General features: G+C 45.7%; 13 protein-coding genes. 5 read left to right on the forward strand and 8 right to left on the reverse strand.

Annotated features, from left to right (window positions below; genetic code table 11):
- Window positions 1–123: 123 nt before the first annotated feature.
- Window positions 124–705 (forward strand): HAD family hydrolase, encoded by a 582-nt coding sequence (locus QUA36_RS13120; RefSeq protein ID WP_333457888.1) that lies wholly within the window; start codon window positions 124–126, stop codon window positions 703–705.
- Between the two features lie 62 nt (window positions 706–767).
- Window positions 768–1,471, forward strand: a protein-coding gene (locus QUA36_RS13125; RefSeq protein ID WP_333181338.1) for an IS1 family transposase whose coding sequence is annotated in 2 segments (ribosomal slippage) — window positions 768–1,089 and window positions 1,089–1,471 — 705 coding nt in all. Because the reading frame shifts where the segments join, the coding sequence is not laid out codon by codon here.
- A 12-nt stretch (window positions 1,472–1,483) separates the two neighbouring features.
- Here the strand turns inward: QUA36_RS13125 and QUA36_RS13130 are convergent.
- From QUA36_RS13130 to ftsH2, 5 genes are all read right to left on the reverse strand, one after another.
- Window positions 1,484–2,713: an ATP-binding protein gene (locus QUA36_RS13130; RefSeq protein WP_333457890.1), complete on the reverse strand. Its 1,230-nt coding sequence runs from the start codon at window positions 2,711–2,713 to the stop codon at window positions 1,484–1,486.
- Between the two features lie 6 nt (window positions 2,714–2,719).
- On the reverse strand, window positions 2,720–5,647 hold the full coding sequence (locus tag QUA36_RS13135; protein ID WP_333457892.1) for a PAS domain S-box protein: 2,928 nt from the start codon (window positions 5,645–5,647) through the stop codon (window positions 2,720–2,722).
- Window positions 5,648–5,775: 128 nt separating this feature from the next.
- Window positions 5,776–7,065, reverse strand: a complete 1,290-nt coding sequence (locus QUA36_RS13140; RefSeq protein WP_333457894.1) for an aminopeptidase P N-terminal domain-containing protein — start codon at window positions 7,063–7,065, stop codon at window positions 5,776–5,778.
- A 138-nt stretch (window positions 7,066–7,203) separates the two neighbouring features.
- On the reverse strand, window positions 7,204–7,614 hold the full coding sequence (locus QUA36_RS13145) for a hypothetical protein (protein ID WP_333457896.1): 411 nt from the start codon (window positions 7,612–7,614) through the stop codon (window positions 7,204–7,206).
- Window positions 7,615–7,747: 133 nt separating this feature from the next.
- A complete protein-coding gene (gene ftsH2, locus QUA36_RS13150; protein ID WP_333311582.1) occupies window positions 7,748–9,634 on the reverse strand; it encodes an ATP-dependent zinc metalloprotease FtsH2 in 1,887 nt (628 codons plus the stop codon).
- A 135-nt stretch (window positions 9,635–9,769) separates the two neighbouring features.
- Here ftsH2 and QUA36_RS13155 point away from each other — a divergent pair, with 135 nt between their 5' ends.
- The 3 genes from QUA36_RS13155 to QUA36_RS13165 are packed head-to-tail and all read left to right on the forward strand — an operon-like array spanning window position 9,770 to window position 11,578.
- Window positions 9,770–9,916 (forward strand): hypothetical protein, encoded by a 147-nt coding sequence (locus QUA36_RS13155; protein ID WP_333457898.1) that lies wholly within the window; start codon window positions 9,770–9,772, stop codon window positions 9,914–9,916.
- 40 nt (window positions 9,917–9,956) lie between these two features.
- Window positions 9,957–11,039, forward strand: coding sequence for a ParM/StbA family protein (locus QUA36_RS13160; RefSeq protein ID WP_333048413.1), 1,083 nt, complete (start codon window positions 9,957–9,959; stop codon window positions 11,037–11,039).
- Between the two features lie 20 nt (window positions 11,040–11,059).
- Complete coding sequence (locus tag QUA36_RS13165; RefSeq protein WP_333457900.1) at window positions 11,060–11,578, forward strand: hypothetical protein; 519 nt, start codon at window positions 11,060–11,062, stop codon at window positions 11,576–11,578.
- Window positions 11,579–11,895: 317 nt separating this feature from the next.
- Here the strand turns inward: QUA36_RS13165 and QUA36_RS13170 are convergent, their stop codons facing one another.
- From QUA36_RS13170 to QUA36_RS13180, 3 genes are all read right to left on the reverse strand, one after another.
- On the reverse strand, window positions 11,896–12,819 hold the full coding sequence (locus QUA36_RS13170; RefSeq protein WP_333457902.1) for a hypothetical protein: 924 nt from the start codon (window positions 12,817–12,819) through the stop codon (window positions 11,896–11,898).
- Between the two features lie 237 nt (window positions 12,820–13,056).
- Complete coding sequence (mgtE, locus tag QUA36_RS13175) at window positions 13,057–14,454, reverse strand: magnesium transporter (RefSeq protein ID WP_333453836.1); 1,398 nt, start codon at window positions 14,452–14,454, stop codon at window positions 13,057–13,059.
- A gap of 400 nt (window positions 14,455–14,854) precedes the next feature.
- A complete protein-coding gene (locus QUA36_RS13180) occupies window positions 14,855–15,085 on the reverse strand; it encodes a hypothetical protein (RefSeq protein ID WP_333457904.1) in 231 nt (76 codons plus the stop codon).
- Between the last annotated feature and the right edge of the window lie 29 nt (window positions 15,086–15,114).

Consider the following 15,114-nt stretch of genomic DNA (forward strand, 5'->3'; position numbering starts at 1 on the left):
GGATTTAGGGGGATCTAGACTCGACTCTAAACGATAGATACAAAGGTTTTTAGGCTTAAGTTAACACCAACTAACACTGCCGCATCCTCACCCTAAACCCTATTTTTAAGCAACAATACAACAATGAAACGAGCAGTATTTCTTGACAGAGATGGCGTTCTCAATATCGAAGCAGGTTACATTCACAAAGTAGAAGATTTGCATTTAATCCCCGGAGTAGCCCAAGCTGTACGCCGTTTAAATGACAAAGAAATATTTTGCTGTTTGGTTTCCAATCAATCGGGTCCAGCGAGGGGTTATTATCCGGTTAGCCACGTTGAAGCTTTGCACAAACGCCTTTGTCAGTTATTAGAAAATGAAGCAGGAGCCAAGTTAGATGCTCTTTATTACTGTCCTTATTTAAGCGCAGCCGAAGGCGGAACCAATCCAGAATTTACGCGGTATACAACGTGGCGAAAACCAAATACAGGGATGTTGGTAGCGGCCGCTTGGGAACAGGATTTAGATTTGCGAAATAGTTTTATGGTGGGGGATAAAGCGACTGATGTTGATATGGCTCACAATGCCGGCTGTACTGGCATTTTGGTGCAGACTGGTTACGGGGAAAGCGTGTTGAGTGGGGAGTATCAGCATCATACTAAACCGGATTTTATTGCAGCAAATTTAGCGGTGGCGGTAGAGTGGATTTTGCAACACTTTGATTAGTGTTTGTAGTGGCATTTAATTTGGGCGTTGCTGAGTTAGAGTATGAATAGGAGGAATAATTTATGCAATGCCCAGAATGTAAATCAACCCATATCCGTAAAAACGGCAAGAAAAAAGGAAAACAGAATCACATTTGTGTCCAATGTGGTCGTCAATTCATCAATGAGTATGAGCCCCAGCGAGGTTATAGCGAGGCCATCAAACGTGATTGCCTAAAAATGTATGTCAATGGTATGGGTTTACGGGCGATAGAACGAGTTAAGGGTGTTCATCATACCACAGTAATAAATTGGGTAAAACAAGTCGGAAAACAGTTGCCAGATGTTTATGATCCTGAAGTCATCCCAGAAGTTGGTGAGCTCGATGAATTACAAACTTATGTAAAAAAAAAACAGACAGGATATGGCTGTGGACAGCGGTTGACCACTTTAAACCAGGAATTTTAGGATGGGTATTAGGGGATCATAGCGCTAAGACATTTGAACCATTATGGGACCAAGTAAGTGCATGGAAATGCTATTTTTATGTAACTGATGGATGGTCTGTATATCCCATGTTTATTCCTGATGGGGATCAGATTATTAGCAAGACTTATATGACCCGAGTAGAAGGGGAAAATACCAGACTAAGACATTATTTGGCCCGGCTACATCGTAAGACTCTTTGTTATTCTAAATGTGAGGAAATGCTCAAGCATTCTATTAAGTTATTAATACATTACTTGAAGTTTGACGATATTCCCATTCCTGGGGTATTCATACCTTGATTCAGCAACGCCTTAATTTGTTTCTCGTTGAGTCTTACAGGAAAGGGCAACGTAAGGAAGCGCGACTGTGAAGGTTGTACCCATGCCCATTTTGCTTTCGCAGGCGATCGCCCCTCCTTGCAATTCCACAGCTTTTTTAACAATTGTTAATCCTAAACCATTACCTTTAATCTTTCCCGTATTCTTGCAGCGGTAAAACATTTCAAATATTTTCCCTACTTCAGTTTCTGGGATGCCGATACCTTCGTCTCGAATACGCAGAATTAGTGAGGGAGAGTTAATATTTGTAAATTGGGAATTGCCAAACAAACACTGAGGAGATAAGCAGAAAATAGCTTCTTTGTCTCCCTCGCCTGGTTGACGGTATTCCAATTCCAAGGTGACTTGCCCGCCGTTAGGGGAATATTTGATGGCGTTGACGATTAAGTTAGAAATAATGCCGTGCAGCAATTGTTGATCTAATATTGCACTGGTAACATCTGAGGAGATTAATGTTAGTTTGTGCTTGGCTTCATTTCCTAACTGCAATTGAGCGAGCAAGTCGTGACAAAATTCGACTAAATTTATCGGTAATGGATTGCATTTGAGTTGGCCTGCTTCTGCCCTGCCCATGAACAGCATATCGTCGATTAGCTGGTTCATCTTTTGGGTAGCTGAGTGCACCAGCCGCAGGGTTCTAACTTGGGATTCGTCACGGCTGCGAGTTCGATCGAGATCCAGAAGTTCCGCAGAAATTAAAATCGCGTTGAGCGGGTTCCGCAATTCGTGAGCGGCCATTGAAATATACTGGTTTTGGCGGTGCGATTTTTCTTCCACCGACTCTCTGACTGCTTCCGCGGCTTTGAGAGATTCTCGCATCTTGGTTTCGATTTCGTGTCTGTGCAGGGCAATCTCGATCGCCACCCGCAAATCATTTTGTTGAAATGGTTTGATAATATAACCGAATGGGTCTGTAAGTTTCGCTCTTTGCAGCGTTTGATCGTCGGCATAAGCTGTTAAAAATACTGTGGGCACATTCCTATTAGTTCGGATTTTTTCGGCCGCTGTTACCCCGTCTATTTCACCTTTAAGCACGATGTCCATCAACACTAAATCGGGCGGGTTTTCTAGAGCTTTTTGAATTGCTTCTTCTCCTGAAGAAACTGTAGCTGTTACTGCATATCCCAGTTTTTTTAATCGGCCTGCTATGTCTTGCGCTACAATAACTTCGTCTTCGACAACCAAAATTTTTATAGGGTTCATTTTTCCTTAAATGCGCTGCCGATAATTTAACTCTTTAAAAATTAGAGTATAGCAGGTTCCACACTGACTGTCAATGGCAATACTCGCCTCTAATTGGCAAGACAACATTCTCACTAATCGCAATCCTAATGTTTCAGCATTTTCTACGTCGAAACCCGCCGGGAATCCGCTACCATTATCTTGAATAATTAATTGGAGTTCCTGAGAACTTAATTCATTAAATTCTATGTTAATTTCACCTGCCAAACTTTGGCTAAAAGCATATTTTAAGGAATTAGAAACTACTTCGTTAATAATTAAACCGCAAGGAATTGCTGTTTCTATGTTTAAATAAATTGGGTCAAGGTTGAGATTGAATTGGATGGCAGTGTTGCCGCAACCAAAAGATTGATACAAATTAGCAACCAAGTTTTCGACGTAGGGGGGAAGGTCGATGTGATCGAGATGTTCGGATTGATACAGTTGCTCGTGAATCAGAGCCATTGAATGGATACGGGTCTGGCTTTCTTCAAATAAAGCTAGCGTCGGTTCGTCTTCAATATATTGAGCTTGAAGTTGCAGCAAGCTGGAAATTACCTGCATATTATTTTTGACTCGGTGGTGAATCTCTTTGATCAATACTTCTTTTTCGCGGAGTGCTGCTTGGATGCGGGCTTCGGTAAATTTGCGATCGCTGATATCTTCGCCAATACCCGCGATGCGGTAAATTTTGCCCGATTCGTCGTAAATGGGAAAAGCTCGATCGCACACCCAGCGAATTGTGCCGTCTGGCAGAAAAATCCGATATTCGGTATTGGTGGACTCGCCCTGCAACACTCGCCCCATTGCCTCTGCCAACAGGAGTTTATCTTCTGGATGCACCCACTCCATCATTTTTAATGGCTCAGCATACAGTTCTTCCCGACAGCGCCCCCAGACTTGTTCGTAAGCTGGACTCAGATACAATAAATCGGTGAATTCCGCAGACATTAGCCAGACGGAATCTTGGATATTTTCTGCTAACTGGCGGAAGCGTTCTTCACTTTCGCGGATGGTTTTTTCGGCCTGTTTGCGTGCGGTAATATCTACTGCAATGCCCACGATGCGGTAAACTTTACCAGATTGATTTCTAATCGGAAAAGCCCGATCGCGAATCCAGCGAATTTTGCCGTCCGGCCTGACAATTCGATATTCTATTTCGTCTTCCAACTCAATTTGTCTAGTTAAATTAGCAATAACGCGCTCGCGATCTTCTGGATGGAGGGAATCTGCAAAAAAGCGCCCGTAAGCATACAAATCAGCGCAGCTTCTGCCCCAAATCTTTTCGTAAGCCGGACTGATATAAATAATTTCCTGGGGTTGAACGTTTACCATCCAAAACACGCTTTCAATGTTTTCTGCTAGCTGTCGGAACCTTTCTTCGCTTTCTTTCAGCGCTGCTTCTGTTTTTTTGCGATGGCTAATATCTTCTGTCACTACTACATTGTAAATTGCCCTGCTCAGCGGTTCTTGGATGAGCGATACTGTAATATTTACCCAAACTACAGTGCCGTCTTTGTGCAGCAAGCGTTTTTCCATTTTAAAACTGTCAATTTCCCCGGCAAATAATTTTTTGTTTTGTTTTAAATCTGCATCTATATCTTCTGGGTAAGTAACATCCATCCAAGTTCGCGACAGCAGTTCGCTCGCAGTATATCCCACTATCTCGCAGAATTTTTGATTAACTCGCAAATAGCGGCCTGTTTCGTCAGGGTGGGTAATGCCGACTGCCGCTTGTTCGACGGTGGCCCGAAAGCGTTCTTCGCTATCTCTGAGGGTTGCTTCTGCTTTTTTGCGATCGCTAATATCGCGCTGCGCGCCAAAATACCCGACGATTCTGCCGTGGAAATCGTAAATGCAAATATAGTCGCCTTCTACCCAAAATGGAACCCCGTCAAACTTGCGATTTTCATTTTCGAGGTGAATTCTGCCAGCCTCAAAAAATTGCCTTATTATCTTTCTGCCGCCAGTCAAGTTGTGCGATAAAAAAGAGTAAAGCGTCCGACCAATAAACTCTTCCCTCGTACCCCCGTATTGACCTATCAAAGCATCATTTGCCTTCGTTACCCGCCCGTTAGCAAATATGTAATCCAAGACTTTTTCTTTGTCAACGCTATCGTCCCATTGCACTGGTTCGTCCAGCATCATAAAGAAAAAGCCATCTAAAGATTGAGAGAAAAACAATTCTAGCTGTTCCTGGCTTTCCCGCAGAGCTTTTTCTGCGCGCCAGCGAGAGAGAATTTCTTCCTGCAATTGCTCGTTGGCTGTTCTCAAGTCTTCAGTGCGCTTTTGATATTTAATTTCGAGCTGATTTGTGATTTCTTCCAGCGCTATTTCTGCCTGTTTTTTTTCAGTAATATCTTGAGTAACGACTATGCCTGCAAAAATTTCTTCCTGGTCGTTTTTGACGGGAGCGATTGTTGTGGAATAAACGCGATTGCCGTATTTATATTCAAAAGTATTCTCTTTTCCTGCCAAAGCAGCGCGATATGTAGTCTCAAAAAGTGGCAAATCTTCAGGTGGGGATACTTCCCACAATGTTTTGCCTTCCAACAGTTCTTTGGACAAACCAACTACTGCCAAACCTTGGCCGTCAACCAGAGTATAGCGCAAATCGCGATCAAACAAAAACACCGAGCCATTCGGATAATGTTTGATGAGAGTTCGGTACATTTCTTGGCTTTTTTCCAGAGAGGCGATTAACGGAATGCGATCGTCCTCGGTGATATCAAATTTAGTTACGGAACCCGAAAAGCCAGCATTCTCGACTGCTTTGAGTTGTGCTTCTAATTTCTGGCACAATTCTCTCTGCTGCTGCAAATCCCCTTCAAGTTGCCGAATTTTTGCTTTTTGCTCTGCTACTAATGCTTCGCAGGTTTCAAGAGGTCGATCGATCTTGGTAGGATCAATACACATAATTGCTCTAGGTTTAGCAGTTGCGGACTTGAGCTTTTTCAAGTTAATACTAACAAAGCTCAAGCCTTTACTGCTAACTTAATTAATCAATCTTTCTTGACTTCTCCCCAAAGCCTTCTACTTTTCCTTTATTTAGGAACTCCCGCCGTCAAGACTTCATGACTTTCCAACGTCACCAAAACATCATCTTCAATTCTGACACCAATACCGCGCCATTTTTCAGGAACCTCCGGCTGTCCTTCAACGGGTTTAATATAAGGAGAAATATAAATCCCCGGTTCCACCGTCAGCACTTGTCCTGCCTGCAAAACTTGCGAATTTTCGCCGTACTGATAAACGCCGACATCGTGCACGTCCAATCCCAGCCAATGACCAGTGCGGTGCATATAAAATGGCTTGTATTTCTCTTCTTTAATTATCTCTTCAATGTCCCCCACTAAAAGTTTTAAATCCATTAAACCTTCCACCAAAACGCGCACTGCCGTTTCATGAATTTTGCTGTAAGGATTTCCCGGATATACTTGACTAATTGCCTGCAATTGTGCTTGCAAAACTAAGTCATAAATTATCTGTTGTTCGGCTGTAAATTTGCCGCTAACAGGAAAGGTGCGAGTAATATCGGCGTTGTAGTAGTCGCAAGCACAACCGGCATCTATTAGCAACAAATCGTTTTCCTGCATTTGGCGGTTGTTTTCGATGTAGTGGAGGACGCAGGAATTGTAACCGGATGCAACAATTGAAGGGTAAGCGGGAGTGCAGCCATTTAAGCCAAAAGTATGTTCTATTTCAGCTTGAATTTCATATTCATATCTGCCCGGTTTGGCGAATTCTTGGGCGCGGTTGTGCGCTGCAACTGAGATATTAGCAGCTTTTCGCATTAATGCTAATTCAGTTTCGCTTTTCACCAGCCGCATCGGGTGTAAAATGATGTTGGAATCTTCGATTGCTGTGGGGCCTGTGCCGCGTTTGGGGTAGGTTGCCATCAAGCGCTGCCAGTGATTGAGGACTGTTTGGTCGAAACTACGATCGCGCCCGAAGTGATAGTATATGCGATCGGCCTTTTCTAAATATTTCGGCAATTTTTCGGCAAGTTCGGCGATGGGGAAAGCTTCATCCGCGCCGTACAATTCCTTAGCGCCTTCTACTCCGGCGCGATAACCGTGCCAAGTTTCTTTTTCCAAGTCTTTTGGCTGCACAAACAACACAAATTTGTGTTCTTCGTGGTGCGGCGCGAGCACTGCTACCGCCGCAGCTTCATTGAAACCGGTTAAGTAGAAAAAATCGCTATCTTGTCGGTAAGCATATTCTACATCGTTGTGCATGACGGCTGCGGGCGCGCTGCGAAATATCGCCGTCCCGCTGCCAATTTTTGCCATTAATTGTTCGCGTCTTTGCCGGTATTCGGTGGGGTTGGTCATCCGATTTTAGATTTTAGATTTTAGATTTTAGATTGAGTGTAATATTAACACTCGGCGGTTTCAAGGGCTGCTGGTCAGACTTGCACCCGCAAGCCCAGGGTTGAAGATATAGGTGATCTGTTTTTTTTCTGGGTCTACTTATTTATTCTCTTGTTCTGCGATCGCCAATTGACAAGTATAGTCAACCAGCCGAGACAAAGATGAGTTGCGATCGACTAAAGTCCATCTCGGATCGAAATTCGACCAATTTTCGCCATCTTCGCTAACTATGACGGTTCTAAACTGTCGCTGCTGGCAGTTAACTTCCATTTGCGCCAACAATTTCTGGTTACTAAACTGTTGAGTTCCTAAAATAGTTCTGACTGGATAAGAAGGAGCACCCGGAATATCGGATTTACTTAATTCAACGCTGCTGGGGTCGATGCAAATATCTACAAAACATCTTAATTTTTCGGCGCGGGCGCTCAAAGTATTGACACAAACAAAAATAAAAGCTGCTATAAAAAAAAATGACAAATTCTTAGTATGTAGGGCAAATGTAGTATTCATCTGCGTTAATTGGTGTTTAGGGGCGGTTTAATATTATTGACAGTTTAATAAAAAAGTAGGGACGTGGCAATAGTGTTGCGTCCCTACTTTTTAAAGACACGGCAATGCCGTGTCCCTACTTTTTAAACAAGTCTTAAAGCTGAGGAACGTATTGTTCTTTTTCAGGAACAAAAGTGTATTCAGAAACGATTAGGCGCAACTCTTCGCCGTCGATGGTTTCTTTTTCGATCAACAAATCGACTAAGCGATCGATCACGGTGCGATTTTCGCGAATAATTCGGCGGGCATCGTCGTAGCAGTGATCGACAATTGATCGAACTTGTCCGTCAATCCGAGAGGCTATTTCTTCGGAATATTCCGATCGCGCTGTGTAGTCGCGGCCAAGGAAAATTTCGCTTTGCTGGGCTTCCAGGGCGATCGGGCCCAAGGTAGACATCCCATAGCGAGTCACCATTTGGCGCGCCATACCGCTGACTTGCTGCAAGTCGTTGCCGGCACCGGTGGTTACTTCGGCATCGCCGAAAACTACTTCTTCGGCTGCGCGGCCACCCAAAGCACCGCTAATCCGGGCTAAAATTTGCGATCGAGAAATCAAACCTTGGTCTTCGCTGGGCATGAACCAAGTCAAGCCGCGGGCCTGTCCGCGAGGTACTAAGGTAACTTTTTGAACTGGATCGTGGGCTTGAATGATTGTACCGACGATCGCGTGGCCGATTTCGTGGTAAGCAATCAAACGCTTGCTCTTGCTGTCCACCAAAGGAGTGCCTTCCATACCTGCTACCACGCGATCGACTGCATCGTCAATTTCGAGCATCGTAATCGCTTCTTTGCGGCGACGGGCGGTTAAAATAGCAGCCTCATTGAGCAAGTTAGCCAAATCAGCACCGGTAAAACCAGGAGTGCGGCGGGCGATGGCGTCCAGAGAAATCTCTGTAGACAGCTTCTTGTTGCGCGCGTGAACTTCCAAAATTTCCAAGCGGCCTTTGATATCCGGCGTATCTACGCTAACTTGGCGGTCAAAACGTCCCGGACGCAGCAGCGCTGAGTCGAGCACGTCGGGGCGGTTCGTGGCAGCAATGATGATAATGCCAGTATTGCCCTCAAAACCGTCCATTTCGGTCAGCAACTGGTTCAGGGTTTGTTCCCGTTCGTCGTTACCGCCACCGATACCGGCGCCGCGCTGGCGGCCCACTGCATCGATTTCATCGATAAAGATGATGCAAGGAGCATTTTCTTTAGCTTTCTTGAACAAGTCGCGGACGCGGGAAGCGCCGACACCGACGAACATTTCCACAAATTCTGAACCGGAGATGCTGAAGAAAGGCACGCCGGCTTCCCCTGCGATCGCTTTTGCCAGCAAGGTTTTACCGGTTCCGGGAGGGCCCACTAGCAGCACGCCTTTGGGAATCTTCGCCCCGACTGCGGTGAAGCGTTCGGGTTTTTTGAGGAATGTCACCACTTCTTGAAGTTCTTCTTTGGCTTCCTCAACGCCTGCTACGTCGTCGAACAGTACGCCTGTTTTAGCTTCCATTTGAAAGCGAGCTTTGGATTTGCCAAAGTTCATGGCTTGGCCCGGGCCGCCGGGAACGTTGCCACCGCGGCGGAAGAGGAAAAACAGGCCTCCTACTAACAAGAGGGGAAATACTAGATTGCCTAAAAGTCCCCAGACAGCACCGTCGTTGCGTAGTGGGTGGGTGTCGAAGCTGATTTTGGAGTCTCTGAGCCTAGAAACCAGTTCCGGGGCATTTGAGGGCAAGTCTACCCGCCACCGCTGCTCGTGATTGTCCAGTTCGGGATCGACTGCTAGGACAATAGCCGTCCGACCTCCGTCGTAAAGGTCAACGCTGGTCACTCGACCGGCGTTTAAGTAATCTAAGAATCGACCGTAGCTCAGACGGGTGCTGGCGGTGTTCTTGCTCATTTCTGCGGGGGATGGGGCAAAGGCCCCCTGCCACAAGAAAAAGCCGATGACTAAGGCGGGTAAAGTCCAAAGTAGTATAGTTCGCCAAGAAATTTTCATAAATGCGGATGCCTTGAATTGGGGACAGATCGGGTAAGATCGCGGTGTCGGAGAAGTGCGACAAAAGTTTACACTCAGAATCTTAACTAAATTTAACTTAACAATGCACTCTCAGGCAACAGAGCTTCGAGGACGATGGCTCCAGAAAAAGTTAGGTTAGTTACGGTAAGGGCGATCGTCCCGAATATAATGTTTGGTGCTGATTTCGATACCGATCTAGGTAGAGTTAGAAGAATCGCCGCAAAACCCACTGTCTTTAAGCGTGGCAGTGTCAAGGGATAAGGCATGATAATGGTGAGGCTCAGTGAGGTAACACATTTCAATGACAACTAGACAGCTTGTTCCTAATTCGGCTATGCTGACCCAGCAGACTAAAGTCGCTTCTAACAAATCGATTATTAGTGCTGATTTGGGTCGGACGGCAACTAAAGCTTGCGTGAGTCGCAACCCTAGTAGCGTTGTTTTCATCCCTGCCAACGTGGCTACTATGCCCGTGGAAAAGGTGCGGGGTGGCAGCTTTGAGTCCAAAGCAACAGACCCTCTGTTGGATATGTGGCTGGAGTACCAGGGCAAGGGCTACGCGATCGGTCAATTGGCGGCAGATTTTGGCGCTAATCTCGGTGGCGCTGACCAGTCGAAAGTAGTAGATGCTTTGGTTAAGGTCTTTTCCTGTGCTGGATATTTCCAGATGAAAGGCGACATAGCAGTTGTGCTGGGTTTGCCGTTTTATTCGCAGGATCAGTTTGAGAAGGAAAAGGAAGAGATTATCAGCCAACTGCGCTCTCCCCACGTTGTGGTGTACCGGGGCGAGCGTGTTGATATTAATATCAGTCACGTTTGGGTGATGCCGGAAGGGTTCGGCAGCCTGATTTGGTGCGAGGCTCAAGATAACAAGGAGTTTACGCCGGAGTTGCCCGAACTGTCGGTGGCTGTTGTTGATATCGGACACCAAACTACCGATTTGTTAATGGTCGATCGTTTCCGGTTCGCCCGGGCCGCTTCTAAGAGCGATTCCTTCGCAATGAACAAGTTCTACGAACAAGTTGCCTCAAAAATTCCGGGTGCAGACCCTCAATCTCTGTCTTTACTGGAAGCGGTGAATAAACCCGAGGGCCAGCGTTTTTACCGCCCCAGAGGAGCGACTAAGCCGACTAATTTAGATCCGATTATTAAGGATTTGCGGGAGGCTTTCGCTAACGAACTGTCCGAACGTTTGGTCCAGTGGCTGCCGGAACGGGTGACGGATGTGGTTCTGACTGGCGGTGGCGGCGAGTTTTTCTGGGAGGTTTTGCAACCTTTGCTTAAAGACGCCAATCTTAAGGCTCACTTGGCTCAGCCTTCCCGGAAAGCTAATGCTTTGGGACAGTTTATTTATGCTGAGGCTCAGCTAGCCACGATAAAGTAACGCATTAAGGCTTGAACCCTATGGCACTGTGGGCAAAAAATAAGGCGAATTTCTCGGTGGCGTTTACGGAAGATGCTGCGGATCAAACTTTGCTGGCCGCTATTGAAAAAGAGTTGGCTTTCACGAAGTATCAGACTTTCAGCAATCTCTGCAAGCAAGCTTTGTGGCAGTTTTTGTCTGTATCTGAGTCTGCTAGCTCTACACAGAGCTTTCAGCGGTTGGAACAGCGTATTGCTGAACTTGTGGAAAAATTTGCTGAGTTTGAGCACAATGTTTCGGCAGAGGAATTAAGCCGTTTGGAGGGACTGGAACATCACCTGAGTCAACTGGGCGCCCAGTTGGATCAGTTGCAGGGGAGTGTTAACAGTAAGTTTGCTCAAGTTTCTTTTGCCCAAGTTTCAAAAGTAGTAGAGCCTGACCCGATTGAGTCTGAGTCTGTAGCGGATGATAATGTAGTGTCTGATGCTGAAGTTGCTCCTCCTCGGAATTCCGATCCTTTGTTGGAGCGTTTAAGTTCTTTGTTACCCCAAGATTTCTAAAATGAGGTAGACCCAGGCTAAAAAGCCTTGAGATGTGATGTTAGTGGCCCGCTGTTGGCAGCCGGTACTGAATACAGAAACAAAGCGATCGCTCTTTTGAAAAAACAGGGCGATCGCTTTGTCAGTTGACTGTTGACTGTTGACTGTTGACTGTTGACTGTTTTTTGTGGTTACAAATTATATCAAATCCGTTACCATCGGAATAGTAAATTCGAGTTAACTGTTGACTGTTGACAGTGAACAGTGAACAGTGAACAGTGAACAGTCAACCGTCAACAGTCAACATCATTCCGGTGTAACCGGAAATGATATTACCATTATTCGATTAATCCTAATTTTTGTAATCGCGAACGAATCGCACTAGGCTGTCGCTGAAATCTCTGAGCTAATTCGTCAATTTGTTGACCGCTAGCATATTCTTTCTTCAAATTTTCGTCTTCATCCTGACTCCACTTGACATAAGCTCTGGGATATTTCTGGCGAATTTTCTCATTCTGGGTTTTAGGTCGATAACCATTCTTTTGATCGGCATTCAAACCAGAACTCAACTGTGGGTTAATTGCCCCACCGCGACTAGCTAGCGCCTCTTGCACGCGGTTGGGAATTACAGCAATTTCTTCTGAGAGCTCAGCCAAAGCATTGTCTACTTTTTGCTGAAGTTCTGTTAGCTGCCGCTGCTGCAAACTGCCCCACTGTGGCAGTTCGTTGATAAACTGCTGCAAGTCCAGAATTATTGTTGTCAAAGTTTCGACTTGTTGCAACTCCGGTCGCTGTTTGAATTGGCGGCTGGTGAGTTCGATCTCGCTTTGAATCATTTTAATAGTTTTTTCTAAAATTATTAGTCGCTGGCGCAGGTTCTCAATTGCTGAAATTAGAGAGTGTACGTTTTCTCCAGGCCCAACATTGAGATTTTCGCGAGATGTTTGAGCAACAGCTTCGTCTAAAGCATTAACAGCAAGTTGCAATTGCTCGATCGCGCGATCGGTAGTAGCTGCTTGTTGATTTACCCGATCGAACGTAGCCGCCGTACTTGCTTTAACTTGCCTGTGCAGCTTCTGCCGATTCACAAAATTCAACACCAACGCAATCACTACAGGCACTTGAGCATAAACGCTCTGCCCCCAAACTAAACTAGCAGCTAATCCCACAGCAGAGGCAGCAAGAAAAACCAATTCAGCAGTTTCTAACAAATTGCTGGACGTGGGACTTTGGATTTTCGTTGGTGAATTGGATGATGACATAGGCTAATACCATTTTAGATTTTAGATTTTAGGTTTTAGATGTGGAATGACTGATGAAGCTCGGAGTTGGGAGCGCGGGCCTATAATTGCATTATTTTTTTCAACTGGTACAAGTATGCGGATAAGAATAAAGTACGCGAGCGCAGCTATCCGGTAGGGAATTGCACGCAGGCGCCGAATTTAGTAATGGTGAAAAACCCATTAAGTTTGTTATTGACAGCCATGTAATTAAATATATTAAAGCTGCAAAATTTGTCTAGCTAAAGTGAAATAAATCAACACCCCGAGGACATCAACTGCGGTGGTAATAAAGGGAGCAGACATTAAAGCGGGGTCTAAACCCAAAGAACGAAATAGAAACGGCAGAGCTGAACCGGCAATAGAAGCTAAAATTGCGATCGCAAACAAACTCACTCCCACCGCGAGTGCAACTTCTAAACTCCCTTGCAGAGTGTAAGCCCAGCCCGTCGCTACAGTCCCCAATATAGCTCCTAGCAGCGCTCCCGCCATCCCCTCCCGAATAATTACTTGAAACGGGCCCATTGCGGTAATTTCGTCAGTGTTCAAACCGCGAATTACAACAGTTGAGGACTGAGCTCCGACATTGCCTCCAGTGCCAGTCAGCAGGGGAATAAAGGCTGCTAGGGCGACTACTTGGTTCAAAATATCTTCTTGAGCTCTAATAATTGCGCCGGTGACAGTATTAGTTAAAAGCAGAACAAACAGCCACACGACCCTTTTGCGGGCAACGGTGATTAAATCGGTCTGAAAATAATTGTCGCCGCCGGACTGGACGCCGCCCAAGGTATAAATATCTTTGGCTGCTTCTTGTTCTAAGATGTCGATCGCATCGTCAACTGTAATGATGCCGACCAGACGCTGTTCGCGGTCTACAACGGGCACAGCTAAAAAATCGTAACGCTGGATCAGCCTAGCTACTTCTTCTTGATCCGTTCCTGTTTGAACAGAAACTACGTCGCGGGTCATAATTTCGCCGACAGTTTTGTCGAGGGGCGAAGTGACTAAATCCCGCAGGGATAAAATACCGGTCAAGCTGCGTCCGGCGTCAGTGACGTAAAGAGAATAAATTGTTTCGGTAGTTTTAGCCAAAGAGCGAATTCTGTCTAAAGCTTGGGCGACGGTAAAGCTTTCTTTGAGAGAAATATATTCCGGGGTCATGATCCGACCGGCGGTACTGGCTTCGTAACCCAAAAGTTGAGCCGTAGCTTCGCGTTCCGTCGGGCTTAATTCACCCAACAGACGACGGACTAATATTGCCGGCAGTTCGTCAAAGAGTTTAGCTCGATCGTCCGGGGACATTTTGTCTACAATGTCAATGACTTCTTGGCGTTTGAATTTTTCGCAGAGGGACTGCTGAACGCTGGAGTCGAGATACTCGTAAACTGCGATGGCTTCGTCTTTGGAAAGCAAGCGGAAAGCTATTACTTGCATGGTTTCTGGCAGGCCTTCGATAGCTTCAGCTATGTCTGCTTCCTGCACCGGGTGCAAAATCGCTTTTGCTCCTTTAAAGTCTCCTTCTTCCAACAGGGCCCTTAACTGCGATCGAACTAATTCCCGCAGTTCCTTTCGCGCGTAGGTGGGTAGAGAAGACGATTGATAACTTTTTTCTGTCACTGATGACCCTCCTAAACCTGGGCTGCGCGCCTTCCTGAATCCAGTTTAGAGCCTATTGACGCCACTGGTTGCAGTGGTCATCACACTTGCCCTGACAATATCCGCAGCTTATATGAAATCCGGCTTAAATACCCCTTTGTTTCTTAGTCGCTCTCAACGAGGACGAAAGTTTGACTCTTGAGCGATTTCAATCGTCAAGTCGCAGCAAGGGGTTTTTAACGCAGATTTAGTATTACCCCTATCCATCGGGTGCGCGCCAAGCACCTTAGCCGATTGGGGATTAAATACATTTATCTTGCTCGGCGACACTCATTGGTAGGAAAGGAGAATTGCGCCCGATCACTTTTTTCAACAGGTTCGTCGAACTTTGATTGCGAATAAAATTATTGACTGTTTCTTTTCATTCAGTGTCGCTTACTGGCAAGATCATGCCGTAGGAAATGCAGGTTAAAGGCTGCTGCTGTATAAGAGAATATTGACTTTGAGTTACACCCTGTCTCAGTGCTTCTGGGACTAACAGCATCCCCTCGGTGGCGAAGGAATCGATTGTTCCGGATACCGCATTTTTTACACCCGACTGTCGGCCCGTGATACCTTCATAAATTGCCTCTGAATAGTGTAGAATTCTCAAAAAACAGATGTGACCTTACAAGGTGTGTA

Source organism: Microcoleus sp. Pol10D4 (assembly GCF_036701555.1).
Taxonomy (GTDB): Bacteria; Cyanobacteriota; Cyanobacteriia; order Cyanobacteriales; family Microcoleaceae; genus Microcoleus.